This window comes from Stenotrophomonas maltophilia, assembly GCF_023518235.1.
Lineage (GTDB): Bacteria > Pseudomonadota > Gammaproteobacteria > Xanthomonadales > Xanthomonadaceae > Stenotrophomonas.
Genome location: NZ_CP090423.1, coordinates 4,414,554 through 4,437,093, shown reverse-complemented (window position 1 = coordinate 4,437,093; position 22,540 = coordinate 4,414,554). Strand labels below are relative to the sequence as shown.

The window sequence follows — 22,540 nt, the reverse complement described above, 5'->3', positions numbered from 1 at the left end:
CGGTTCGTTCAAAACTTTGAAAGCGACCAGTCATCACGACCGGTTTATTGTGAAGGCCAACGATTCCACAAGGAGGAACCCCATGGCGAAGACCAAGAGCACGACCAAGGCCAAGACCGGCAAGCAGAAGCTTGCAGCGGCGGCACCGTCGGCGCCGAACATCGATATCGGGATCACCCAGGGCGACCGCAAGAAGATCGCCGACGGTCTGTCGCGCTTCCAGGCCGATGCGTTCACGCTCTACCTGAAGACGCACAACTTCCACTGGAACGTGACCGGGTCAATGTTCAACTCGCTGCACACCATGTTCGAAACGCAGTACACCGAGCAGTGGGCGGCACTGGACGACGTGGCCGAGCGCATCCGCGCGCTGGGCTTCAATGCCCCGGGCTCCTACCGGGAATTCGCTGCGCTGACCTCGATTGCCGAGGAACCGGGCCTGACCGACAGTGCGGACTGGCGTGAAATGGTACGCCAGTTGGTGGTCGCCAACGAAGCGGTCTGCCGTACGGCCCGTGAAGTGCTGGACGTGGCCGCCAAGGGCGACGACGCCCCGACCGAGGATCTGATGACCCAGCGCCTGCAGACCCACGAGAAGTACGCCTGGATGCTGCGTTCCCTGCTCCAGTAAGGGTTGGGGGTGGTTCGGCAAGGCTGCGCCCTGCACCCGCAGAGGCCGAAGCAACAGCAACGGCCAGAGCAAGAGCTGGTTTCCTGTGGGTTGGCGGGGTGGGTCCGGTTGCGGGAGACGCCGTAAACCCGTCTTTGGGGGCTTGGCAGCCGCATCCATGCGGCTGACACTCCCGCAACCGGACCCACCCCGCCCTTGACAGACCTCTGCGATCTGCCAGCAACGCCGCTGGGGTCGGATCCGTTTTCCGCAGGAAAACGGATCCGACCCCATTTCGTTTGTCGATATCTGACAGATGTGTCGACCAAGGTCGACACCCACCAACAGCACAAGGAATCTGTCAGAGGCGGGGCGGTGTCGGAATGCGGGGTGTCAGCCGCATGGATGCGGCTGCCAAGCCCCCAGGGATGGGTTCACGGCGTCCCCGCACTCCGACACCGCCCCGCCAACCCACGGATAGCCCGCTTTTGACGTTGACGTTGCCGTTGATTCGGCGGGTGCAGGGCGCAGCCCTGCCGAGACACCCCCGCCGGGGTAAACTAGCCGGATGGCTTCCCGTCCCGCGCACGACCTGCTCCAACGCGTCTTTGGATACGACGATTTCCGTGGTCCGCAGCAGGACATCGTGGAGCATGTGGCTGCCGGTCACGATGCCCTGGTGCTGATGCCCACCGGCGGCGGCAAGTCACTGTGCTACCAGGTGCCGGCCCTGCTGCGTGACGGTTGCGGCATTGTCATCTCGCCACTGATCGCCTTGATGCAGGACCAGGTCGAGGCCCTGCGCCAGCTCGGCGTGCGTGCCGAGTACCTGAACTCGACGCTGGATGCCGAGACCGCCGGACGCGTCGAGCGTGAACTGCTCGCCGGCGAGCTGGACATGCTCTATGTCGCGCCCGAGCGGCTGCTGACCGGTCGCTTCCTGTCGCTGCTGTCGCGCAGCCACATCGCCCTGTTCGCCATCGACGAAGCGCACTGCGTGTCGCAATGGGGCCACGATTTCCGCCCCGAGTACCGCCAGCTGACGGTGCTGCACGAGCGCTGGCCGCAGATCCCGCGGATCGCACTGACCGCCACCGCCGACCCGCCGACCCAGCGCGAGATCGCCGAGCGGCTGGACCTGCAGGACGCGCGTCACTTCGTCAGTTCCTTCGACCGGCCCAACATCCGCTACACCGTGGTGCAGAAGGACAACGCGCGCAAGCAGCTGACCGACTTCCTGCGCGGCCACCGGGGCGAGGCCGGCATCGTCTACTGCATGTCGCGGCGCAAGGTGGAGGAAACCGCCGAGTTCCTGTGCGGCCAGGGCTTCAACGCCCTGCCCTACCATGCCGGCCTGCCACCGGAAGTGCGCGCCAACAACCAGCGCCGCTTCCTGCGCGAGGACGGCATCGTGATGTGCGCCACCATCGCCTTCGGCATGGGCATCGACAAGCCGGACGTGCGCTTCGTCGCGCATACCGACCTGCCCAAGTCGATGGAAGGCTACTACCAGGAGACCGGCCGCGCCGGCCGTGATGGCGAAGCCGCCGAAGCCTGGCTGTGCTACGGCCTGGGCGATGTGGTGCTGCTCAAGCAGATGATCGAGCAGTCCGAGGCCGGCGAAGAACGCAAGCAGCTGGAGCGGGCCAAGCTCGACCACCTGCTGGGCTACTGCGAATCCATGCAGTGCCGTCGCCAGGTGCTGCTGGCCGGCTTCGGCGAAACCTATCCCCAGCCCTGCGGCAACTGCGACAACTGCCTGACCCCGCCGGCTTCGTGGGATGCCACCATTGCGGCGCAGAAGGCGCTGAGCTGCGTCTACCGCAGTGGCCAGCGCTTCGGCGTCGGCCACCTGATCGACATCCTGCGCGGCAGCGAGAACGAGAAGATCAAACAGCAGGGCCACGACAAGCTGAGTACCTATGCCATCGGCCGCGACCTGGATGCACGCACCTGGCGCAGCGTGTTCCGCCAGCTGGTCGCTGCCAGCCTGCTGGAAGTGGACAGCGAGGGCCACGGTGGCCTGCGTCTGACCGATGCCAGCCGCGCCGTGCTCACCGGCCGCCGGCAGATCAGCATGCGCCGCGATCCGGCCAGCAGCAGCACCGGGCGCGAGCGCAGTGCGCAGCGCACCGGCCTGTCGGTGCTGCCGCAGGACCTGGCCCTGTTCAACGCCCTGCGCGGCCTGCGCGCCGAGCTGGCACGCGAGCAGAACGTCCCGGCCTTCGTGATCTTCCACGACAGCACCCTGCGCAACATCGCCGAACAGCGCCCGACCAGCCTGGACGAACTGGCCCGGGTCGGTGGCATCGGCGGCACCAAGCTGAGCCGCTACGGCCCGCGCCTGGTGGAGATCGTGCGCGAGGAAGGGTAGCGCCGGGCCAACCGTGCGCTGGTACCCCTGTAGAGCCGAGCCCACGCTCGGCTGCTTCTGCGGGAACGGCAGCCGAGCGTAGGCTCGGCTCTACACTGGTGCGGGTCCAACCTTGAACACGCCATTCAGCCGGAAGTGCATCCAGGCCCGCTTGCGGCTAAATTGACGCCATGTCCCTCGCCTCGACCCTGCTCCGCGTCGTGCTCATGCTCAGCCTGTTGCTCAACGGGCTGAACGCGGCCATGGCCCGTGGACACGAGGACATGGGGCGGATGGCTCACGCCGTCGCGGCCGCCGTGGACGGCGGCGACGCCGACTGCCACCACCACGCCAGCATGCAGGCCGAGGAAGCGCCGCAGGCCAAGGCCCAGGCCCACGACGCCCACTGCCAGATCAAGGACTGCGTGCGCAGCTGCGCGCAGCATCCGTTGCTGGTGGTGCAGCCGTTGCCGTACCTGGCCGGTCCGGGCCTGTCGCTGGCACCGCAGCCGATGCCGGCCACTGGCCGCCCGGCGCCGCCACTGCCGCCCATCTCACGCCCTCCCATCGGCTGATTTCCCACGCACTGTGCGCACTGCGCACCGGAGCCGGCGACCTGCCGGCGTCTTTCCGTGTCTGGAGTCATCCTCATGAATACCCGTAATCCCCCCGGCCCGGGCGCCCTGCCCATGCCGTCGCGCCGCCTGTTCGTACAGGGCCTGGCGGCCGGTGGCGTGGTTGCCGGCATCGCCGCCGTCGGCGTGCCGCAGCGCGCGCTTGCCGCGGCCACAGCCACCCCACGCCTGGCCGGCGCCCCGGCCGTGCTCAGTGATACCCGTCTGGAACTGGCCATCGGCGAATCGCTGGCCAACTTCACCGGCCGCACCCGTCCGGCGATCACCGTCAACGGCTCGCTGCCCGCGCCGATCCTGCGCTGGCGTGAAGGCCAGACGGTGGATCTGTTCGTGCGCAACACGCTGGACCGCCACCCGACCTCGATCCACTGGCACGGTATCCTGCTGCCGGCCAACATGGACGGCGTGCCCGGCCTGAGTTTCAACGGCATCGGCCCCGGCGAGACCTACCACTACCACTTCGATCTCAAGCAGTCGGGCACCTACTGGTACCACAGCCATTCGATGTTCCAGGAGCAGGCCGGCCTGTACGGCGCGCTGATCATCGACCCGGCCGAACCGGCGCCGTACCACCACGACCGCGAGCACGTGATCATGCTGTCCGACTGGACCGACATGGATCCGGGCGCGCTGTTCCGGCGCATGAAGAAACTCGCCGAGCACGACAACTACTACAAGCGCACCCTGCCCGACTTCCTGCGTGACGTGAAGCGCGACGGCTGGTCGGCCGCGCTGTCCGACCGTGGCATGTGGGGCCGGATGCGGATGACGCCCACCGATATCTCCGACATCAATGCGCACACCTACACCTACCTGATGAACGGCACCGCGCCGGCCGGCAACTGGACCGGGCTGTTCCGCAGCGGCGAGAAGGTGCTGCTGCGCTTCATCAACGGCGCCTCGATGACCTACTTCGACGTGCGTATTCCCGGCCTGAAGATGACCGTGGTCGCCGCCGACGGCCAGTACATCCATCCGGTCAGCATCGACGAGTTCCGCATCGCCCCGGCCGAAACCTACGATGTACTGGTGGAACCGACCGGGCAGGACGCGTTCACCATCTTCTGCCAGGACATGGGCCGCACCGGCTTTGCCGCCGGCACGCTGGCGGTACGCCACGGGCTGCAGGCTCCGATTCCTGCGCGCGACCCGCGCCCGTTGCTGACGATGAGCGACATGGGGCATGACATGGGCGGCGGACATGCGGGGCACGACATGTCCGCGATGATGGGCATGGACCACGGCAGCATGGACCACAGCGCGCATGGCGGCGGCATTACCGCCAGCAAGGCACCGAAACACCCGGCCAGCGAGCGCAACAACCCGCTGGTGGACATGCAGAGCGCGGCCACCGAACCGAAACTGGACGACCCCGGCATCGGCCTGCGTGACAACGGCCGCCAGGTGCTGACCTATGGCGCGATGCGCAGCCTGTTCGAAGACCCGGATGGCCGTGAGCCCAGCCGCGAAGTCGAGTTGCACCTGACCGGTCACATGGAGAAATTCTCCTGGTCATTCGACGGCATTCCGTTCGCCAGCGCCGAGCCGCTACGGCTGAACTACGGCGAGCGCATGCGCATCGTGCTGGTCAACGACACCATGATGCAGCACCCGATCCACCTGCACGGCGTGTGGAGCGACCTGGAAAACGCACAAGGTGAGTTCCAGGTCCGCAAGCACACCATCGACATGCCGCCGGGCACCCGCCGCAGCTACCGCGTGCGCGCCGATGCACTCGGCCGCTGGGCCTACCACTGCCATCTGCTGTACCACATGGAAGCGGGCATGATGCGCGAAGTGAGGATCGAAGAATGAGCCGCTCACTGCTTTCCCCCAGCCTGCTGGCGCTGGGCCTGGCCACCGCACTGCCGGTGTTCGCGCAATCGCATGCCGGGCATGACATGGGCACGATGGACGCGCCGGCGAAGACTGCGACGACGCCGGCCGAACCGGTCGATCATTCGAAGATGGATCATTCGAAGATGGACCACTCGACCATGGATCACTCCAAGATGGACCACGGCGCGATACAGCCGGCGACGATGGATCATTCCGCGATGGATCATTCAACGATGGACCACGCCGCCATGGGTCACGGCGCACCCGCGCCGACCGAGCCGCGCGAGCCGATCCCGGTGCCCACCGATGCCGACCGCGCCGCCGCCTTCCCGCCGATCGCGCATGGCGCGATGGAGCACGCGCCGGAGATCAACAGCCTGCTGCTGATCGACCGCCTCGAACACTGGGATGGCAAAAGCAGCAACGGCCAGGCCTGGGAAGCTACCGGCTGGATCGGCGGCAACATCAACCGCCTGTGGCTGCGCACCGATGGCGAACGCAGCCGTGGCCGCACCGAGTCTTCATCGCTGGAGGCCCTGTACGGCCGTAGCGTGTCGCCGTGGTGGGACGTGCTGGTCGGCGTGCGCCAGGACTTCCGCCCCGCCGACTCGCGCACCTGGGCGGCGATCGGCATCCAGGGCCTGGCGCCGTACAAATTCGAGAGCTCGGCCACGCTGTACATGGGCTCCGGTGGCCAGGTGCTGGCCAAGGCCGAAGTCGAGTACGACGTGCTGCTGACCAACCGGCTGATCCTGCAGCCGCTGCTCGAAGCGACGGTAGCAGCCAAGGATGAACCGGAGTACGGCATCGGCCGCGGCCTGAACAAGGTCGAAGCCGGGCTGCGCCTGCGCTATGAGTTCAGCCGCCGCTTCGCCCCGTACATCGGCATCAGCCACGAGCGCACGTTTGGCGACACCGCCGACTACGCCGGTGACCACGCGCGCGACACGCGCTGGGTGGCCGGCGTGCGCATGTGGTTCTGAGCAGCGGATCGTGAGCAACCGCCAGCCCCGGCAAACGCCGGGGCCGGCTACACTGCGCCTCGTTCCATTGCAGGCCCCGCCATGTCGCTGCTTATCCGCCGCGCCACCCTTGCCGACGTCGACGCGTTGTCGGCCACCGCCATCGCCACCTACAACGAAACCTGGGGCGACTCGTATCCGCCGCAGGAACTGCACGATTTCCTGCAGGCGCACTACAGCCGCGAACCGCAGCGCGCCGAACTGTCCGACCCGCGCAGTGCGATCTGGCTGCTGTTGGACGGCGACAACGTGGTCGGCTACCTGGCCGCCGGTGCCAACACCCTGCCGCATGCCGAAGCCCGCGAGGGCGACATCGAACTGAAGCGCTTCTACATCCTGGCCGACTATCAGAACGGCGGCCACGGCGCGCGCCTGATGCAGGCGTTCATGGACTGGCTGGACCAGCCGCAGCGCCGCACCCTATGGGTGGGCGTGTGGGAAGAGAACTTCGGTGCGCAGCGCTTCTACGCGCGCTATGGCTGCAGCAAGGTGGGCGAGTACGACTTCATCGTCGGCGACACCCACGACCGGGAATTCATCCTGCGCCGCCCGTGACCGCGCCGTAGAGTCGAGCAAGCTCGACTCTACAGAAGCTACGCCCCTAGAAATCAAACAGCTCCGACAGGAAGCTGTCCTTCTTCTTTTTCTTGTACCCATGGCCGTACTGCTGGCCACGGTTGTCCTCGTAGCGCTGGCCCAGATGACGGGTATCACGGTGCATCACCGGCGGTGGTACCTGCTGCGGCTGCACCGGCGCGGGCGGCGGTACGGCGGCGGCGCCCTCGGTGGCGCGCTCGATGATCTTGTCCAGCTCGCCACGATCCAGCCACACACCTCGGCAGCTCGGGCAGTAATCAATCTCGATGCCATGGCGCTCGGCCATCTGCAGGGTCTGGGTCTTGCACACGGGGCACAGCATGGGCAGGGCTCCTGAAGGTCTGGCAACGACTCTACCTGCCCACGGATGACTGTGCGGCAACACATGACCGATGGCACAGGGACTTCCGGCGCGTGCGAGCGTCCCCGGCCGCCTTCCACACTGCACGCTGGTTCCGCAGGGAGTGCGTGCATGACCGTCCTGTCCCGCCTGCCCAGCGCCGCGCGCCTGCTGCTGGTGCTGCTCGGCGTCGGCTTGGGCCTGAATCTGCGTGATGTCGCTGCGGCCGCAGGTGCGCCGATTCCCGCCTTGCCCATGCCCTACGGCGGCAGCCTGCTCGACAACGCACTGGCCGTGCTGCTGGCGCTGCTGCTGGCCGCACTGCTGCGCCCGCGTGGGGTGGGCCTGATGGCCAGCTTGGGGCTGCGCAGCAACGGCTGGCGCGGCCCGTTGTGGGTGTTGCTGGCCAGCCTGCCGTGCTGGCTGGGCCTGGCGCTGCTCGGTACGCCCAACACCGCACTGACCGCCCTCGATGCGGCGATGCTCACAGTGCTGTTCCCGCTGGCCGAGGAAGTGCTGTTCCGCGGCCTTGGCTTCGTGCTGCTGGTGAAGCTCATGCGCGGCCCGTGGGCCCTGCTTGCGCTGCCGCAGGCGCTGCTGTTCGGCTGGGTGCACTGGCTCGGCTTCGGTGGCTTCGACGGCGGCGGCACTGCCCTGTTCGTCGGCGCGGTCATCGCACTGGGCGGCTTCATCTTCGCCTGGCTCGACCATCTGGACGGCGACACCCTGTGGTGCGGCCTGGTGCTGCACGTATCGATGAACCTGGCGTGGAATGTGTTCAGCCTGGATGACGCCGTCGCGCTCGGCTGGCAGGCCACCAGCCTGCGCATCGGCACCGCGCTGCTGGCAGTGGCGGTGCTGGCCTGGCAGGTACGCCGCCGGCGCCCGCGCCCGCTGTAACGCGCACTTAGCCTGGCGTGCACGCCGGGATCACCCCCGGCTTGCGCATACTTGCGCGCCTTTTCATTGCTGCTTTCCGGAGCTGTAGCGTCATGTTGCTGTCCAAGCGCCACGTTGAACCCCGCGTCCTGCTGATCGAGGACGCCGAGGAAACCCGCGAGCTGAGCCGTCTTGCGCTGGAAAGCCAGGCCTGCCACGTGGTGGGCGTGAGCTCGGCCGAAGCGGCACTGGGCCTGCTGGCGGCCGGTGAGCGTTTCGACCTGCTGTTCACCGATGTCAATCTGGGCGCGATCAGCGGTATTGAAGCTGCCAACCAGGTGCGCGGGCTGTACCCGCACCTGCCGATCCTGGTGACCTCGGGCATGGACCAGCATCAGGTACTGCCGCAGCTGCGCGATGGCATCCATTTCCTGCCCAAGCCGTACAACATGAGCGAACTGCTCGATGCCATCCGGCTGTGCTTCCGGCACGCCGATGTGGGCGTGTTGACCGGGCCGGACGCACAGGCGGCCTGAGGCCTTCATCCACGCGCATCCACGCATGGCGTGGATGGCACCCACGATCAACCGCTGCTGTACGGCCCGGTACCCGGAAACACCTTCAGCAGCGCGCGGGTGATCATGTCCGGGTAGACCGTGAAGTGATCCTCGTCATCGATCACCATGTTCTCCACCTTCAACGATCGCCCACTGCTGCGCAGCTGCTCGGCGAATTCGGCGTTGTGGCGCAGCATGTCGTTGCGGGTGAAGTAACGCGGTTCGGGCTTGACCGTTTCAAAGCTGCCCACTGACAGCACCACCGTAATCGGCTGCGCCGGCGCCTTGGCCTCGGCCTGCATGCGCGGCACCCGATGGTCGTCGAACCATAGCGACGGACTGGACAGGATGTAGGTGCGGAACATGTCCGGGCGCGTGGTCAGCACATAGGCACCAAACAGGCCACCATAGGAATGACCCGCATAGGCACGCCGCGCCGGATCGGTGCGGTAGCGCGCATCGATCATCGGCAGCACCTGCTCGGCGAGGAAATCGCGGTAGTGCGCCGCGCCGCCGTAGCTGACGTCATCGCTGTAGTCACGCGGATCGGTACGCGCCGGGTCGCTGGGCGTGTAATCGCGCGAGCGGCTCTGCTTGGACGTCAGGCCCTCCTGTGGCGGCAGCCCGACCAGGATGAAATCCTCCAGGTTCACGCCCTTCTGGCCCACCAGGTTGCGCACGCTGCGCACCAGCGGGAAGCTGTACAGCGCATCGGTTACGTACAGCACCGGATAGTGCTTTTCCGGATGTGCGGCGTAGTCGGCCGGCAGCGCCACCCAGACCGGGTAATCGCGGCCGACCGGATCGTGCACGCGCAGCGCTTCGGTATCCGGCAGCACCACGCCCGACACAGCAGCAGCCGGGCGCTCCTTCGCTTCACTCTGCGCTGCCGGTGGCGCCACCGACATCGCACAGCCACTCACGGCCAGGCAGGCCGCCACACTCCATCCACGCACACGCTGCATCCACACTCTCCCGTTGCGGGCGGCGCACCGGATGGCGCCGCTGCCGCATCCTTGCATGGTGCGCAAGCCGCTGCCAGTGCGGTCAGGGCGTGGCCGGCGGCGGTGCCGGGAACAGCGTGCGCAGCGCCTGCAACGCGGCCGGATGATAGATCGTGGCGTGGGTTTCCTCCGGCAGCGGCTGGTACTTCACCAACGGCGACGGCGACGCCTGCTGCAGCAGCGTGGCCAGTTGCGCGGCGGACGCAGCCAGCTCTGGCTGCCCACTGCTGGCCAGGAACACGCGCGGCTGCGCACGCGTCACCGCCGGCAGCTGCTTGGCCGCAGTACCCAGCATCGTGCCCCGGTTCCACCACAAGCTGGGGTCCAGCGCGATGTAGCTGTTGAACAGCGTCGGTTCCTGCAGCAGCGTCTCGACCACGAACAGGCCGGCCAGCGATTCGCCGATCAACGCACGCTCGTCGGTGGTCGGGTAGCGCTGGCGCACCTGTGGCATCAGTTCATCGCGCAGGAAGGTGCGGTAGGCCGCCGAACCGCCGATGCGCGGCGCGATCTTCTGGTCCTGCGGGTCCTTGCTGGGGCCGGTCATGTCGCGGCGGCGCTCGGTATTCTCGATTCCGACCAGCAGGAACGGGCGCATGCTGCCATTACCACTCAGCACCTGCACCAGCCCGGCCACATGCAGGAAATCCTCACCGATGCCGCCGTCGGGCATGTAGAGCACCGGCAGCGGCGTTTTCGGGTCCAGGCCCCACGGCTGCGGGCGGTAGACGTTGATGCGGCGGGTCTCGCCCAGCGCCTTCGACTGCACGGTGAAGGTCTCGCCGATGACCAGCGGCGTGGCCGGCGTTGTCTGCGCGGACGGCGCCGGTTCGGCGGCCATCAGTGGCGTAACGGAGACGGCGGACAATAACAGCGACAGCACGATGAGGCGCATGGGAAAACCCATCCTGGGAAAGATGCCGAGGATACCGCCCTGCCGCAGGCATTGGCGGCTTCGGCATGCTCAACACCCCTGCCAGATGCGTAGATCCACGCCATGCGTGGATGAATCACTGTAGAGCCGAGCCCACGCTCGGCTAGGCCTTGGTGCAAACCGCAGCCGCGCATGGCTCGGCTCGACAACGCATCCCCCCAACGTGGACGCCAGCGCCAAGGCGTCGCAAATGCACCGATATTTGAGGACATGACTCGCGGGTCGTGCCACCACTGCAGGCGAAAATCACGCCAACTATCCACGTGATACATCACGGCATAGTCGCCGCCGCCAGCAGATTTCGACATTTTCCAACGCGATTGACTGAGCACTAGAACGAACACGTCGCGTGCTGACGCTTGCTGCATCAGATGCGCCTGCGCCACCATTGTCGCGCGCCTTGGTTCCGCATTTCTCTTCGGAGAATCCTCATTGAAATCCAAGCGCGTGCGTAAACACCATGCAGCGCCACCGACAACGGGTGGCACCGGGCCTGCAAGCTCGCAATGACATTCACGCTGTTGTTTGCGCTCACCCGCCGACGCTGTCTTTGGACCGTGCCGACGGGTGATCCGTCGGCCTTCATGGCGGGCGGTGCGTGGGGGTCTTCGGGCCCGCCGGTTACTGCGTGATGTCATTCCGGCTTGCAGCCACGCATCGCCCGCCACCCGCCCTGCGCGGTGGCATTCCCACCCCAGCGCCGAGGAAGCCGACATGACCCAGCGTCCGCCCTATGCTTCAGATTCCGCCAGCGTCAACGATGACGACGACAACCCTTCGCCCGAACTGAGCACCTTCCTGGGCTGCCTCAGACGCATCCGCGCGGGCGAAGGCGCCGATGCCTTGCCCTGGCCTGAAACCAGCCTTTCCGCAGGGCGCGGGGTTGCCCTGTCGCGGGTGGAACGGGCCGCCATCGGCATGCTGACCGTGGCGGAAATGCTGCACGCAGCTGACCGTTGTCGATCGATGGCAACACCGGAACGCCATCTGGATGAGGGCGTGGTCGAGGGGCTGTTCTTCGCCGTCCGTGGGTTGGCGGAGCTGGTGTGCCGGGATGTGCGGCCGGGGTAGATACACCCGTGCCACGAACCGGCCCATACTGGGGCCGGACCGACCCCGAGTCCCATCAAAACCTACAAGGAGGTTTGCATGTTGAATGTCGTGATCGTTGCCGCGCTGGCTGCTGGCCCCGCTGCACCCGTACCGTACGCCGATTGCCTGCTCAGCAACATTCAGCCTGGCCTGTCCGATCGCGCTGTGCAGCTTGTGCAGCAGGCCTGTGCCGCGAAGCACCCCGACAGTTTCCTTGCCTCGCTGGAACTGGAGCGCACCTACAGCGTCCAGCGGCAGGCGCGGTTCGATGCGGATCGTGCCGCGGCCGAGCGGGCCGCCAACGCCGCAGCCTCTGCCGCACAGGCAGCAGCGGATCGCGAGGCGGCGCGAGCGCAGGGTGCCAAGGCCAAGTAGGGGTTGGCACAAGCAACAAAAAGGCACCGCTTGGCGGTGCCTTTCTGGATGACCTGGGTCATTGATGCAATGGTGGGCCGTGAAGGATTCGAACCTTCGACCAAAAGATTAAAAGAAAGCTGGCGCTTCCTTTGAAAGCAACCGGTTGCGCCGCTCTATTCTTCCGCCCATCAAGCTTGGAACCATTGCAGGCCCTCAGCTCACTCGACAATTTTTCCGGCGTCTCAAGCGATATGCACGGGATCCACGACCAAGACTCCACCATTTGACGCCGGTTGCCGAGCCGTTGGCGAACTGGTGTTCCGCGACGTACAACCATCGTGAGCGCGCGGTCGGGAACGGCAATGAGAAAGGCGCCCAGTTGGCGCCTCCTCACAATCCAGCGGCAATTCAGGAGCGCTGCACGTTGGAATCCAGCCATGCCTGCACGCCCTGCAACTCGGCCCCGATCTTCGCATTGAAGGTTCGCTCCACATCCCACGCAACGCCCCTCCCTTGGGCAAAGGCCGCGCGATACTTCCTTATCATGTTGCCCGGGTCGTTAGCCAGTTCCTGCATGAGCTGGGGTACACCCCAGATCGTCAGCTCGAAAGGTTCGCCGAACGCCTTCTGCAGAATATCCGGAAGGTCGCCGTAGCGGATGGTGTCACCTGCCAGATACACGATCTCGTTGCGGATCGCAGGTGTGTGGAACACGATGCGCGCTGTCATTGCGCCGATATCATCCGGCGTGGTCAAGGTGACAGCGTTGCTCGCCGAGCCCAGGGCGTTCACCTTATGCCCAATCAGGTCGACCACGCCGAAGTCGGGCTCGAAGAGGTAGCTGGTGAACATTCCAGTGGAGATGATCACCCAGTCCATCGCAGTCTGCGAACGCAGATATTCGCGCACGTCCAGCTGGGCGTCGAACAGATCCTGGGGGCCACCGCGCCCTATGGCATCGAAATCGGCACCGAACTGCCAAGGGAAGTAGCGGGGAATACCAGACTTCACCGCTGCACGTGCAACCTTCATTGGCGTATCGCGGCCTGCGGCATAGCCGGTGCATCCAATCACTGTGTCGAACTGCGCGAAGGTAGCCGCCAACGCTTCTACTGATTCAGTTACCAGATCGCCAGCAACGATATTCACCCCCAAGGCGCGGATTTCATCGACCACCCGCTGCTTCTCCGGCAATTCTGAGTCAATCGACGTCGCCCGGAGCATCACACTGATCCGTGTGCCTGGATGACCTACAGCCAAACGTGCAAGGTTCCGGATGACAGGCATTCCAAGCTCGCCTGCGCCGATCACCAGGATCGACCGAGAGGGGGTAGTGCTGATATGAGATGACATGGAAATCGCCTTGTGTGTGTACGATGGCGGCGATTCTGCTCGCCTAATGGCCCACACGTAAGAAGGCACATCGATGATACCGACCGCACCGTTCATGAGTCCGGAAGAACTCCTAAGGCACTCTCAAGCCATATGCGACGGGATGAGCGAGGACGAAGATGGACTGCGCCGGGAGGTTCTAGCGCACGCTGGCAGCCGCTGGTCCCTGGGTATCATCCATGCGCTTGGCGTGTATGGAACGCTGCGTCATGCCGAGGTCGCGCGACGGATGAAGGGGATCACCCAGCGCATGCTTACGCGCACCCTCCGGCAATTGGAACGTGACGGGTTGATCAGCCGGCAGGATTTCCACGAAGTACCGCCACATGTGGAGTACAGCATCACGGCGCTGGGCAAGGACCTTCTTGTACTGATGATTCCCATGTGGACATGGGTAGTGGCTCATGCGGAGGAATTCCACCAATGTCGGCAGAATTTTGATTCTTCAGACGGGAAATGAAGATATGGGCCAGCAGCGGCGCAGGCAGGTAGCTTCACCCACTGGGGGGATGCTCCAGCGCGTCATCACCGAGGTACTCGCGTCGGTCACATCCAACGCCAAGCGTTTGGCCTTGTGTGGGCTGCAACATCGGGGCGTCACCGAAGGCGCCGCAAGAACGCATGTGGTCACATCACCAAAGAGATGCGACAGCGATACGACCACGAACTGCCGGTGGTTCAACCGCCTCATAAGCCGCACGTGCTCGAGCGTGGAACCACTTAATTTTTCCGGAAATATGAAAAAGGCGCCTAAAGGGCGCCTAAGTCGTTGATGCAATTGGTGGGCCGTGAAGGATTCGAACCTTCGACCAAAAGATTAAAAGTCTTCTGCTCTACCGACTGAGCTAACGGCCCATTGCACTGCCCCAGCCTCTCGGCGGGGTGGGCATTCTACCCTACTTTGGCCGGTCGCGTGAAATCCCGGTATGTCTAGGTTGCCGGCCAGCGGCGGGCACTACCAGTGGGGGCTTAAACCTTTCGGGCTGGCGGCGCATCCCATCTGCGATCCTTTCCTGGAGCCATGGATGCGTCTGATCGTCAGCCTGCTTGCCGCCCTGCTGCCCTGTGCGGCCCTGGCCGCCCCGTCCCAGGTCGTCACCGACGACATTGCCCGCTTCTGGGCCACCTACGATGCGGTGCGCGCCGAGCCCGATGCCGAGCGCCGGGTGGCGCTGGTCCAGCAGCGCTACATCGACCCGGGCAGCCCCGGACTGCATGCACTGATGCAGGTGCGCCGCTACACCGCCCGCGAGTACGCCGAAGCCATGCAGGCGTGGCCACGCTTCTGGACCTCGGTGCGGCCGCTCACCGCCAACGCGCAGCAGGCCAGCGCCACGCTGGAGCGCGACCTGGTCGCGTTCCGTTCGCTCTACCCTGCCCTGCGCCCGGCCACCATCACCTATGCGGTGGGCGTGCTGCGCACCGGTGGCACCACGCTGGGCGACAAGGTGCTGATTGGCGCGGAGATGGCGCTGGGCGATGAGCGCGTGGACGTGAGCGAGCTGCCGGAGAAGATGCGCGACCGCCTGCGGATCTTCTACGACAGCCGGCCGGGTGCGAACAACGCGCAGAACAATCTGCATGAATACGTGCACACGCAACAGCGCGAGACCACCGGCAGCCTGGCGCAGTACGTGGTGCGCGAGGGTGTGGCCGAGTACGTGGCCGAGCGGCTGAGCGGGCGTCGGCCGGCGTTGCCGCTGTATGCCTACGGGCCCGCGCACGAGGCGGAAATCCGCACGCGCTTCATTGCCGAGATGGACGGGGACGACCTCGACAACTGGCTGTACAACAGCGCCCACAATCCGTTCGGGGTGAGTGATCTGGGGTACTACGCTGGGTATCGCATCGCGCAGGAATACATGCGGCGGCAGCCGGATGAGAAGGCGGGGATCGCGCGGATGATCGAGTTGGACTATGACGATCCGAAGGCGGTGCGGGCCTTCATCGGAGCATCGGGATGGTTGCCTGATGAGGCTGCCGGCCAGCGGCCGGCACTACCAGACTCCAGCCGCCGGTAGCGCCGGGATAGAGAGTGCGAACCAACGGTTCGCACCCACCATGATGGGGGCATCACCCCCATCACCTCAGGCGTACAGCGTGGGGTCGGCCACGCCGGCTTCGGCGAAGCCCTGCGCGCGCAGGCGGCAGGCGTCGCAGTGGCCGCAGGCGGCGCCGTTGGCGTCGGCGTTGTAGCAGGACACGGTCAGGCCGAAGTCCACGCCCAGGCGCACGCCTTCGCTGACGATCTGGCCCTTGCTGAGGAACTGCAATGGGGCATGCACCTTGATGCCGGCGCCTTCCACGCCCGACTTGGTGGCCAGGTTGGCCAGCGCCTGGAACGCGGCTACGAACTCGGGCCGGCAGTCCGGGTAGCCGGAGTAATCCACGGCGTTGACGCCGCAGAAGATGTCGTTGGCGCCGAGCACTTCGGCCCAGCCCAGGGCCAGCGACAGCATGATGGTGTTGCGCGCCGGCACGTAGGTGACCGGGATGCCGGCACCGCCGGCCTCGGGCACGTCGATGTCGTCGGTCAGCGCCGAGCCGCCGATGCTGCGCAGGTCCACGTCCACGGTCTTGTGCGCGACCACGCCCTGGGCCTTGGCCACGCGGGCGGCGGCGTCCAGTTCGGAGGTGTGGCGCTGGCCGTAGCGCACGCTCAGGGCATGCACGGCGAAGCCCTGTTCCTGGGCCATGGCGATGACGGCGGCTGAATCCATGCCGCCGGAGAGAAGCACGACTGCCTTCTTCATGGGTAAAACATCCGGTTGGGAGGGGAAAGCCAGCACGCTGTCCCGCGCCGGAGCTACATCAGGGAACGCTGCGCGGGCTCATCGACCCGGCTCGTCGTTCCACAGGATTTTATGCAACTGCATCTGGAAGCGCACCGGCAGGCGGTCTTCGACGATCCAGTCGGCCAGCTGGCGCGCGGTGATCTCGCCCTTGCTGGGCGAGAAGAACACCGTGCAGCGCTTGACCAGATCGTGCTCGGCCAGCAGGGCCTTGGCCCAGTCGTAGTCTTCGCGGCTGCAGATGACGAACTTGATCTGGTCGCGGGCGGTCAGCAGCGGCAGGTTTTCCCAGCGGTTGCGCGCCACTTCGGCCGAACCCGGGGTCTTGATGTCGACCACGCGCGATACGCGCGGGTCCACCGCACTGACGTCCAGTGCGCCGGAGGTCTCCAGCGAGACGTCCATGCCGGCATCGCACAGCTTCTGCAGCAGCACCAGGCAGCGCTTCTGCGCCAGCGGCTCGCCGCCGGTCACGCAGACGTGGCGCACGCCCTGGGCCAGCACCTCGGCCACGATGTCGTCGATGTCCCACCAGGTGCCGCCGTGGAAGGCGTAGGCCGTATCGCAGTACTGGCAGCGCAGCGGGCAGCCGGTCAGGCGCACGAACACGGTCGGCCAGCCGGCGGTATCGGCTTCGCCCTGCAGCGAGGTGAAGATCTCGGTGATCTTCAGGCGCGGCAGCGGCGACTGCACGATGTCGCTGGGGGTGGCGACGGCGTTGGACGGGGTAACGGCGGTCATGGCGGGCACTTCTTGGTGGGACACGTGGCGGGTGGGCTACCGTGGCCGGTAACGAACGCAGCCGAGCATGGCTCGGCTCTACAACAGCAACCGGACGGGTATGGCCCGGCGCTACCGGATCCGGGCGGCTTTGCCGTTCCGGAAACGAAAGCAGCCGAGCGTGGGCTCGGCTCTACAGGACACGTATTGTACGCCCGGTCAGGGGATCAGCGGATCTGCTTGCCGAGGCGAATGGACTGCAGGCGGTCCTGGGCGGTACGCGCGGCGTCCGAGCCCGGGTACTGCGCCACGACGGTCTCCAGCGTCTGCTGGGCCTGGTCGACCTTGCCCTCGCCATACTGCGACAGGCCGATCTTGAGCAGGCCGCCAGCGGCCTTGTCGTGGGTTGGATAGCGCGAGAGCAGTTCACGGAACTGGGTCTCGGCCATCGGGAAATTGCGGGTGGCGTAATAGCTCTCGCCCAGCCAGTACAGCGCGTTCGGCGCGTACACGCCGTTCGGGTACAGCTGCAGGAAGCTCAGGAACAGCTGCGCCGAGTCATCGTACTTGCCGGCCTTGAGCGAATCGAAGGCGACGTTGTAGGAGGTGCGCTCGTCGCCGGTGGCGGCCAGGCTGCCGGCATCGCCATGGACCGAAGGCGGCCGCTCGGAAGTGGCCGCCGCTGCGGGTTTTGCCGGGGCCGGGGCGGCCTTCGGCGCGCTCGCCGGAACGGGCGGCAGGGCCGGGGCGGCATTGCCCCCTTCCAACCGGTTCAGGCGGCTGTCCAGATCCAGGTACTGGTCCTGGGCGGACTGCTTGAGCTGGGCGTTGTCGTGCTGCAACTGCTCGATCGAGGCCTGCAGGCTGGTGACCTGCTGCCGCAGCTGGTTGATCTGGTTCAACAGGTCCTGGTTGGCACTGTTGTTGTACATCTGCTGCTCGAGCGCGCCGACACGATCGGCCAGGCTCTGTCGCTGTGCATGCGCCGGTGCGGCAGCCACGAGGGCTGCCGCAACGACCAGCATCAATGTGATGCCAATGCGCATGGATTACTGCGCGGTGTAGACGATTTCGACGCGACGGTTCTGCGACCAGCAGGACTCGTTCGACTCGGTGCAGACCGGACGCTCTTCACCGTAGGACACGACGGTCAGCTGCGAAGCCGAGCCACCGTTGGCCTGCAGGGCCGAGTTGACGCCGTTGCCACGACGCTCACCCAGGGCCTGGTTGTACGCGCGCGAACCGCGCTCGTCGGTGTGGCCCTGCAGGGTGATGCGCGAGGACGGACGGTCACGCAGGTACTTGGCGTGGCAAGCCATGATGGCCTGGAATTCCGGCTTCACGTCTTCCTTGTCCAGGTCGAAGTAGACAACGCGCTGGCGCAGGCAGGCGTCGGTGTCCAGGTCGCCCGGGCCGTACAGGCCGGAGGTCGACGGACCGGTCGGGGTGGTGGTCGAGGTGCCGGTGTCGACCGGAGCCTGCGGCTCTTCCTTCACCTTCTTCGAGCAACCGGCCAGGACGGCCACAGACAGCAGGGAAACAAGCAGAACGCGGGTGGACTTGTTCATGGCGATACCTTTGTGGCTCCTAGGCCGATGAGGGGTTCAAGACAGCGAAAATGTTAACACTCTTTTAGCGCTGAGTACGGTATGGGGACCATGCCGGCTCGCGCACATCACCATCGGCCAGGACCAGGCGCTGGCGAACCCGCGCATCGGCCGAAACGGCATACAACACACCACGGCCACCTTCGCGGGCGGCGTACAGCACCATGCTTGCGTTGGGCGCGAAGCTGGGCGATTCATCCAGCGAACCCGGGGACAGCGTGCTCCAGCGCGGCGAGCCCAGCGAGCTGTCCATCATCGCGATCTTGTAGCTGTTGCCCGAGCCCTGTGCCACGGCGATCTTCTTGCCGTCGTAGGACACCGAGGGCTTGGCGTTGTAGTTGCCCTGGAAGGTCACGCGCTCGGCGCTGCCGCCGCCGGCCCCGACCTTGTAGACCTGCGGACGGCCGCCGCGGTCGGAGGTGAAGTACACCGCGCTGCCGTCCGGCGCCCAGGTCGGCTCGGTATCGATGGCGAAGTGGTTGGTCAGCTGGGTCAGCTGCTTGCTGCCCAGATCCATCACGTAGATTTCCGGGTTGCCCGAACGTGACAGGGTCAGGGCCAGCTTGCGGCCATCGGGCGAGAACGCCGGGGCGCTGTTGATGCCACGGAAGCTGGTGACCAGCTCACGCGCGCCGGTGGCGATGTTCTGGATGTAGATGGCCGAATTGCCACGCTCGAAGCTGACATAGGCCAGCTTGCCGCCATCCGGGCTCCACGACGGCGACAGCAGCGGCTCGGCCGAACGCACGATGGTCTGCGGGTTGTAGCCATCAGAGTCGGCCACCATCAGCGCATAGCGCATGGCGTCGCCCTTGCCGCTGGCGGTCACGTAGGCGATGCGGGTCCAGAAGGCGCCGCGGATGCCGGTGATCTTCTCGTAGATGGCGTCAGCCATCTGGTGGGCGACATCGCGCATGGCATTGCCACGGGCGGTCATCGCCAGGCCCAGCAGGCGCTCGCCCTTGGGCACGTCGAACAGTTCGTACTCGACGCGGTAGGCGCCGGCACCGGCGTCGAGCACGCGGCCGACCACGATGTAGTTCTGCTTCAGCGCGCGCCAGGTGGCGAACTGGATGTCGCCGCCGCGCACCGGCTTTTCGACGATCTGCGCTTCGGGCAGCGTGCGGAACTGGCCGGAGCGCTCCAGGTCGGCACGGACCACCCCGGCGACGTCGGTCTGCGGTGCAGCCGCCGAACCCTGGTAGGGCATCGGCACGATGGTGATCGGCAGCGCGGAGGCATTGCCGCCGATGATGTCGATATCCAGCCCCTTCTGCTGCGCGACGGCAGCAAAGGGCAGCAACAGGGCCGCAAACACGGCAAGCCAGCGAGGCATCTTTTTCATGGAGCGCTCAATAGGGGGAAACCGGAACGAGGGATAGCAAAGCGGAAGTGAACCGCTTCGCAATCATGAACCAAGGGTACGTGAATTCCGGGTCAGTTCCAGCCCGTGTTCTCACGCACCGTTAACGTCGCGGCCACCCTGGGGTGGCCTGGGCAAGGGGCGACCGGGCGGCCGCCCTGCCCCGCCTCAGCGATCCTGGGCGGTAAAGGTGAAGTTGAGCGTGCGCGCGAACACCGACTCGAAGCCGCGGTACGGCAGCGGCTGCGCGTTGAGCACGGCGGCCTCGATCGAGCGCTTGCCGGCCTCGTCGTACGGGCAGCTCGGGCTGACCTTGGCCTGCATCACCGTGCCACCTGGGATCTGGGTGATGGTGATCTGGCAGCGCTGGCCCAGCGGCACCGTATCCGGGCGCACCCACTGCGACAGCACCTTGGCCTGGATCGCCGCGGCGTACTTGGCCGAAAGATCGTCGCTGTTGCCACCACCGCCGGCGGCCGGCTGCGCAGCACCACTGGCGCCGGCAGCGGCGGTACCGGCGGCATTGCGCGCGGCAGCCACCTGGCGCAGCTTCTGCTCGGCCAGCTTGGCTTCCTTCTCGGCCTGCTCACGCTTGGCGCGGATCTCGGCGATCTTCTTCTGCTTTTCCGCCTCGGCCTTGTCCGCGGCCTGGCGGGCCTGGTCGGCCAGCTTCTTCTTGGCGTCCTCTTCCTGCTGCTTGGCCAGGCGCAGCTTCTGCTCCGCTTCTTCCTGGCGCTTGCGTTCGGTCAGGTCGATCTGCTCCTGGCGGCGCTTGGCTTCCTGCTCCTGCTTGGCCTTCTCCTGCGAGATGGCCAGTGCGTTGGCCGCTTCCTGGTCCTTGGTATCCGGCTGCGCGACACGCTCCTGCGCCTGTTGCTGCTGCGGCGTCGGCGCGTCCTGCGGGCGCGGTTCGGGAATCGGCTGCGGCGGCGGCACGGTGTCTTCCGGCACCGGGATCGGCTCGGCCACCGGCGGCGGCAGGTCTTCCAGTTTTTCCGACTGGCGCAGGGCCTGGCGCGCGGCGGCGGCCTCGGACGCGGACAGCGCCAGGCTGGCTTCGACCGAGGGATCGCCGGCGGCGGCATCAGTATTGCGTTCGGGCGACCACAGCCAGGCGCCGATGAAGATCAGCGCGACCAGCAGATGCACCAGCACGGCCAGCGCCAGGGGCAGGCCCCAGCCGGGTTCGCGCTGCTGCGGGGGTGGCAGGGCGTCAGCGTGCATCGGTGGCCAGGCCTACCTTGTCTACCTTCGCGCGCTTGATCACATCCATGGCGGCGATGACCTTGTCATAGGCCACGGCGCGGTCGGCGGCGACGATCACGCGCACGCCCTTGTCCTGGGCGACGATGCCGGCCAGGCGCCCTTCCAGTTCCTTGGCCGACACCGCAGCCGGTTCCTTGGCGTCGGGCAGCTTCAGGCTCAGCTGACCGTCCTGGCGCACCGAGACGATCACCGGGTCCTGCTTGCTTTCCAGCGCCTTGGCGTTGGACTGCGGCAGATCGACGTCGAAACTCAGGGTGAGCAACGGCGCGGTGACCATGAAGATGATCAGCAGCACCAGCATGACGTCGATGTAGGGAACGACGTTGATTTCCGATTTCAGCTTGCGGCGCTTGCGGCGACCGATGGCAGCGGACATGGCTTGGACTCCCGGGTCAGGCGCTTACTCGTCGCCAGCGCTCTGGCGCTGCAGGATGGAGCTGAATTCTTCGGCGAAGGTCTCGAAACGCACCGACATGCGCTCCACGCGGGTGGTGAAGCGGTTGTAGGCCCACACCGCCGGAATGGCCACGAACAGGCCGATGGCGGTGGCGAACAGCGCTTCGGAGATACCCGGGGCGACGGCGGCGATACCGGCCTGCGCACCGCTGCTGATCATGTCGTGCATGGTCACCATGATGCCGAACACGGTACCGACCAGGCCCACGTACGGCGCGGTGGAGCCAATGTTGGCCAGCAGTTCCAGGTTGCGTTCCAGCTGGTCCACTTCGCGGGTGTAGGTGGTGCGCATGGCACGCTGGGCGCCTTCCAGCTGCGCGCGGCCGTCCAGACGGCGCTTGTCGCGCAGGCGGGTGTATTCGCGGAAGCCGGCTTCGAAGATCGCTTCCAGGCCGCCGACATTGCGGCTGCGGTCGGTGGCCGAGCTGTACAGCTTGCCCAGGTCGGCGCCGGACCAGAAGCGGTTCTCGAACTCGTCGGCTTCACGGGTGGCCTGCTTGAACACGCGGGCCTTGCGGAAAATGATCACCCAGCTGACGAACGAGCCGACCAGCAGCAGCAGCACGATGATCTTCACCGGCAAGCTGGCCTTGGCCATCAGTTCGAGGTAGTTGATGCCGCCGCCGGTGGTGGCCTGGGCAAGGGTCTGGGTCGCGGCGTTGCTGACATCGGCCGGCAGTGCCTCGGTGACCGTGGCCTGCAGGGCCAGGAGCGTTGCGATCATC

The 22,540-nt window shown here is 66.1% G+C and carries 24 protein-coding genes and 1 tRNA gene; 12 read left to right on the top strand and 13 right to left on the bottom strand.

The features are described 5' to 3' along the window. Positions 1 to 82 precede the first annotated feature (82 nt). From LZ605_RS20655 to LZ605_RS20630, 6 genes are all read left to right on the top strand, one after another. Complete coding sequence (locus tag LZ605_RS20655; RefSeq protein ID WP_006439098.1) at positions 83 to 631, top strand: Dps family protein; 549 nt, start codon at positions 83 to 85, stop codon at positions 629 to 631. A gap of 547 nt (positions 632 to 1,178) precedes the next feature. Beyond that, positions 1,179 to 2,984, top strand: a complete 1,806-nt coding sequence (gene recQ, locus LZ605_RS20650) for a DNA helicase RecQ (RefSeq protein WP_249843143.1) — start codon at positions 1,179 to 1,181, stop codon at positions 2,982 to 2,984. Between the two features lie 170 nt (positions 2,985 to 3,154). Further along, positions 3,155 to 3,538, top strand: coding sequence for a CopL family metal-binding regulatory protein (locus tag LZ605_RS20645; protein ID WP_249843142.1), 384 nt, complete (start codon positions 3,155 to 3,157; stop codon positions 3,536 to 3,538). Positions 3,539 to 3,613: 75 nt separating this feature from the next. Then, complete coding sequence (locus LZ605_RS20640) at positions 3,614 to 5,413, top strand: copper resistance system multicopper oxidase (protein WP_249843141.1); 1,800 nt, start codon at positions 3,614 to 3,616, stop codon at positions 5,411 to 5,413. Further along, entirely contained in the window at positions 5,410 to 6,420 is a 1,011-nt protein-coding gene (locus tag LZ605_RS20635; protein ID WP_249843140.1) for a copper resistance protein B, read from the top strand. Before LZ605_RS20640 ends, LZ605_RS20635 begins: the two co-directional genes overlap by 4 nt. Positions 6,421 to 6,501: 81 nt before the next feature. Beyond that, positions 6,502 to 7,014 (top strand): GNAT family N-acetyltransferase, encoded by a 513-nt coding sequence (locus LZ605_RS20630; RefSeq protein WP_249843139.1) that lies wholly within the window; start codon positions 6,502 to 6,504, stop codon positions 7,012 to 7,014. 46 nt (positions 7,015 to 7,060) lie between these two features. Here the strand turns inward: LZ605_RS20630 and LZ605_RS20625 are convergent, their stop codons facing one another. After that, on the bottom strand, positions 7,061 to 7,378 hold the full coding sequence (locus LZ605_RS20625) for a zf-TFIIB domain-containing protein (RefSeq protein WP_249843138.1): 318 nt from the start codon (positions 7,376 to 7,378) through the stop codon (positions 7,061 to 7,063). A 150-nt stretch (positions 7,379 to 7,528) separates the two neighbouring features. Between LZ605_RS20625 and LZ605_RS20620 the strand changes: the two genes are divergently transcribed. Together LZ605_RS20620 and LZ605_RS20615 are read left to right on the top strand one after the other, a co-directional pair. Further along, a complete protein-coding gene (locus LZ605_RS20620) occupies positions 7,529 to 8,296 on the top strand; it encodes a CPBP family glutamic-type intramembrane protease (protein ID WP_249843137.1) in 768 nt (255 codons plus the stop codon). A gap of 92 nt (positions 8,297 to 8,388) precedes the next feature. Next, the gene (locus LZ605_RS20615) at positions 8,389 to 8,811 is read left to right on the top strand and encodes a response regulator (RefSeq protein WP_057496965.1); all 423 of its coding nucleotides are present in this window, start codon (positions 8,389 to 8,391) and stop codon (positions 8,809 to 8,811) included. A 47-nt stretch (positions 8,812 to 8,858) separates the two neighbouring features. Here LZ605_RS20615 and LZ605_RS20610 read toward each other — a convergent pair whose 3' ends face one another. Together LZ605_RS20610 and LZ605_RS20605 are read right to left on the bottom strand one after the other, a co-directional pair. Beyond that, complete coding sequence (locus tag LZ605_RS20610) at positions 8,859 to 9,797, bottom strand: alpha/beta hydrolase (RefSeq protein WP_249843136.1); 939 nt, start codon at positions 9,795 to 9,797, stop codon at positions 8,859 to 8,861. Positions 9,798 to 9,879: 82 nt separating this feature from the next. Beyond that, positions 9,880 to 10,731, bottom strand: a complete 852-nt coding sequence (locus LZ605_RS20605) for an alpha/beta hydrolase (protein WP_249843135.1) — start codon at positions 10,729 to 10,731, stop codon at positions 9,880 to 9,882. Between the two features lie 753 nt (positions 10,732 to 11,484). Here LZ605_RS20605 and LZ605_RS20600 point away from each other — a divergent pair. Then, positions 11,485 to 11,841: a hypothetical protein gene (locus LZ605_RS20600; RefSeq protein ID WP_249843134.1), complete on the top strand. Its 357-nt coding sequence runs from the start codon at positions 11,485 to 11,487 to the stop codon at positions 11,839 to 11,841. A gap of 78 nt (positions 11,842 to 11,919) precedes the next feature. Beyond that, positions 11,920 to 12,237: a hypothetical protein gene (locus LZ605_RS20595; protein ID WP_249843133.1), complete on the top strand. Its 318-nt coding sequence runs from the start codon at positions 11,920 to 11,922 to the stop codon at positions 12,235 to 12,237. 390 nt (positions 12,238 to 12,627) lie between these two features. Here the strand turns inward: LZ605_RS20595 and LZ605_RS20590 are convergent, their stop codons facing one another. Then, positions 12,628 to 13,572, bottom strand: coding sequence for an aromatic alcohol reductase (locus tag LZ605_RS20590; RefSeq protein WP_249843132.1), 945 nt, complete (start codon positions 13,570 to 13,572; stop codon positions 12,628 to 12,630). Positions 13,573 to 13,714: 142 nt separating this feature from the next. Between LZ605_RS20590 and LZ605_RS20585 the strand changes: the two genes are divergently transcribed. Beyond that, complete coding sequence (locus tag LZ605_RS20585; protein ID WP_249843131.1) at positions 13,715 to 14,071, top strand: winged helix-turn-helix transcriptional regulator; 357 nt, start codon at positions 13,715 to 13,717, stop codon at positions 14,069 to 14,071. Positions 14,072 to 14,390: 319 nt separating this feature from the next. Here LZ605_RS20585 and LZ605_RS20580 read toward each other — a convergent pair. Then, a tRNA-Lys gene (locus LZ605_RS20580) sits at positions 14,391 to 14,466 on the bottom strand. 170 nt (positions 14,467 to 14,636) lie between these two features. Between LZ605_RS20580 and LZ605_RS20575 the strand changes: the two genes are divergently transcribed. Next, a complete protein-coding gene (locus LZ605_RS20575; RefSeq protein WP_249843130.1) occupies positions 14,637 to 15,632 on the top strand; it encodes a DUF2268 domain-containing putative Zn-dependent protease in 996 nt (331 codons plus the stop codon). A 66-nt stretch (positions 15,633 to 15,698) separates the two neighbouring features. On the opposite strand, the gene queC is transcribed toward LZ605_RS20575, so the two are convergent. The 8 genes from queC to tolQ all read right to left on the bottom strand — a co-directional run bounded on the left by queC (position 15,699) and on the right by tolQ (position 22,539). Next, positions 15,699 to 16,364, bottom strand: coding sequence for a 7-cyano-7-deazaguanine synthase QueC (queC, locus tag LZ605_RS20570; protein WP_014038216.1), 666 nt, complete (start codon positions 16,362 to 16,364; stop codon positions 15,699 to 15,701). A gap of 78 nt (positions 16,365 to 16,442) precedes the next feature. Continuing rightward, positions 16,443 to 17,144 (bottom strand): 7-carboxy-7-deazaguanine synthase QueE, encoded by a 702-nt coding sequence (gene queE / locus LZ605_RS20565; RefSeq protein ID WP_049432735.1) that lies wholly within the window; start codon positions 17,142 to 17,144, stop codon positions 16,443 to 16,445. A gap of 206 nt (positions 17,145 to 17,350) precedes the next feature. After that, positions 17,351 to 18,169, bottom strand: coding sequence for a tol-pal system protein YbgF (gene ybgF, locus LZ605_RS20560; RefSeq protein ID WP_107231783.1), 819 nt, complete (start codon positions 18,167 to 18,169; stop codon positions 17,351 to 17,353). Positions 18,170 to 18,172: 3 nt separating this feature from the next. Beyond that, positions 18,173 to 18,691 (bottom strand): peptidoglycan-associated lipoprotein Pal, encoded by a 519-nt coding sequence (gene pal / locus LZ605_RS20555; RefSeq protein ID WP_006386160.1) that lies wholly within the window; start codon positions 18,689 to 18,691, stop codon positions 18,173 to 18,175. Positions 18,692 to 18,755: 64 nt separating this feature from the next. Then, the gene (gene tolB, locus LZ605_RS20550) at positions 18,756 to 20,075 is read right to left on the bottom strand and encodes a Tol-Pal system beta propeller repeat protein TolB (protein WP_057496973.1); all 1,320 of its coding nucleotides are present in this window, start codon (positions 20,073 to 20,075) and stop codon (positions 18,756 to 18,758) included. Positions 20,076 to 20,261: 186 nt separating this feature from the next. Continuing rightward, positions 20,262 to 21,317, bottom strand: coding sequence for a cell envelope integrity protein TolA (tolA, locus tag LZ605_RS20545; RefSeq protein ID WP_249843129.1), 1,056 nt, complete (start codon positions 21,315 to 21,317; stop codon positions 20,262 to 20,264). Continuing rightward, positions 21,307 to 21,735 carry a protein TolR gene (gene tolR / locus LZ605_RS20540; RefSeq protein WP_249843128.1) on the bottom strand — a complete coding sequence of 143 codons (429 nt, stop codon included), beginning with the start codon at positions 21,733 to 21,735 and terminating at the stop codon, positions 21,307 to 21,309. The genes tolA and tolR overlap by 11 nt, the downstream gene beginning before the upstream one ends. Before the next feature lie 24 nt (positions 21,736 to 21,759). After that, complete coding sequence (gene tolQ, locus LZ605_RS20535; protein ID WP_006438802.1) at positions 21,760 to 22,539, bottom strand: protein TolQ; 780 nt, start codon at positions 22,537 to 22,539, stop codon at positions 21,760 to 21,762. Between the last annotated feature and the right edge of the window lies 1 nt (position 22,540).

Excerpts from the sequence above, each read along its gene's own strand:
- queC (WP_014038216.1), bottom strand. The coding sequence starts at position 16,364 with ATGAAGAAGGCAGTCGTGCTTCTCTCCGGCGGCATGGATTCAGCCGCC.
- LZ605_RS20640 (WP_249843141.1), top strand. The coding sequence starts at position 3,614 with ATGAATACCCGTAATCCCCCCGGCCCGGGCGCCCTGCCCATGCCGTCG.
- tolQ (WP_006438802.1), bottom strand. The coding sequence starts at position 22,539 with ATGATCGCAACGCTCCTGGCCCTGCAGGCCACGGTCACCGAGGCACTG.
- LZ605_RS20615 (WP_057496965.1), top strand. The coding sequence starts at position 8,389 with ATGTTGCTGTCCAAGCGCCACGTTGAACCCCGCGTCCTGCTGATCGAG.
- LZ605_RS20655 (WP_006439098.1), top strand. The coding sequence starts at position 83 with ATGGCGAAGACCAAGAGCACGACCAAGGCCAAGACCGGCAAGCAGAAG.
- tolR (WP_249843128.1), bottom strand. The coding sequence starts at position 21,735 with ATGTCCGCTGCCATCGGTCGCCGCAAGCGCCGCAAGCTGAAATCGGAA.
- queE (WP_049432735.1), bottom strand. The coding sequence starts at position 17,144 with ATGACCGCCGTTACCCCGTCCAACGCCGTCGCCACCCCCAGCGACATC.
- LZ605_RS20575 (WP_249843130.1), top strand. The coding sequence starts at position 14,637 with ATGCGTCTGATCGTCAGCCTGCTTGCCGCCCTGCTGCCCTGTGCGGCC.
- LZ605_RS20595 (WP_249843133.1), top strand. The coding sequence starts at position 11,920 with ATGTTGAATGTCGTGATCGTTGCCGCGCTGGCTGCTGGCCCCGCTGCA.
- pal (WP_006386160.1), bottom strand. The coding sequence starts at position 18,691 with ATGAACAAGTCCACCCGCGTTCTGCTTGTTTCCCTGCTGTCTGTGGCC.
- LZ605_RS20590 (WP_249843132.1), bottom strand. The coding sequence starts at position 13,572 with ATGTCATCTCATATCAGCACTACCCCCTCTCGGTCGATCCTGGTGATC.
- tolA (WP_249843129.1), bottom strand. The coding sequence starts at position 21,317 with ATGCACGCTGACGCCCTGCCACCCCCGCAGCAGCGCGAACCCGGCTGG.
- LZ605_RS20610 (WP_249843136.1), bottom strand. The coding sequence starts at position 9,797 with ATGCAGCGTGTGCGTGGATGGAGTGTGGCGGCCTGCCTGGCCGTGAGT.
- LZ605_RS20600 (WP_249843134.1), top strand. The coding sequence starts at position 11,485 with ATGACCCAGCGTCCGCCCTATGCTTCAGATTCCGCCAGCGTCAACGAT.
- ybgF (WP_107231783.1), bottom strand. The coding sequence starts at position 18,169 with ATGCGCATTGGCATCACATTGATGCTGGTCGTTGCGGCAGCCCTCGTG.
- LZ605_RS20585 (WP_249843131.1), top strand. The coding sequence starts at position 13,715 with ATGAGCGAGGACGAAGATGGACTGCGCCGGGAGGTTCTAGCGCACGCT.
- LZ605_RS20625 (WP_249843138.1), bottom strand. The coding sequence starts at position 7,378 with ATGCTGTGCCCCGTGTGCAAGACCCAGACCCTGCAGATGGCCGAGCGC.
- LZ605_RS20630 (WP_249843139.1), top strand. The coding sequence starts at position 6,502 with ATGTCGCTGCTTATCCGCCGCGCCACCCTTGCCGACGTCGACGCGTTG.
- tolB (WP_057496973.1), bottom strand. The coding sequence starts at position 20,075 with ATGAAAAAGATGCCTCGCTGGCTTGCCGTGTTTGCGGCCCTGTTGCTG.
- LZ605_RS20635 (WP_249843140.1), top strand. The coding sequence starts at position 5,410 with ATGAGCCGCTCACTGCTTTCCCCCAGCCTGCTGGCGCTGGGCCTGGCC.
- LZ605_RS20620 (WP_249843137.1), top strand. The coding sequence starts at position 7,529 with ATGACCGTCCTGTCCCGCCTGCCCAGCGCCGCGCGCCTGCTGCTGGTG.
- LZ605_RS20645 (WP_249843142.1), top strand. The coding sequence starts at position 3,155 with ATGTCCCTCGCCTCGACCCTGCTCCGCGTCGTGCTCATGCTCAGCCTG.
- recQ (WP_249843143.1), top strand. The coding sequence starts at position 1,179 with ATGGCTTCCCGTCCCGCGCACGACCTGCTCCAACGCGTCTTTGGATAC.
- LZ605_RS20605 (WP_249843135.1), bottom strand. The coding sequence starts at position 10,731 with ATGCGCCTCATCGTGCTGTCGCTGTTATTGTCCGCCGTCTCCGTTACG.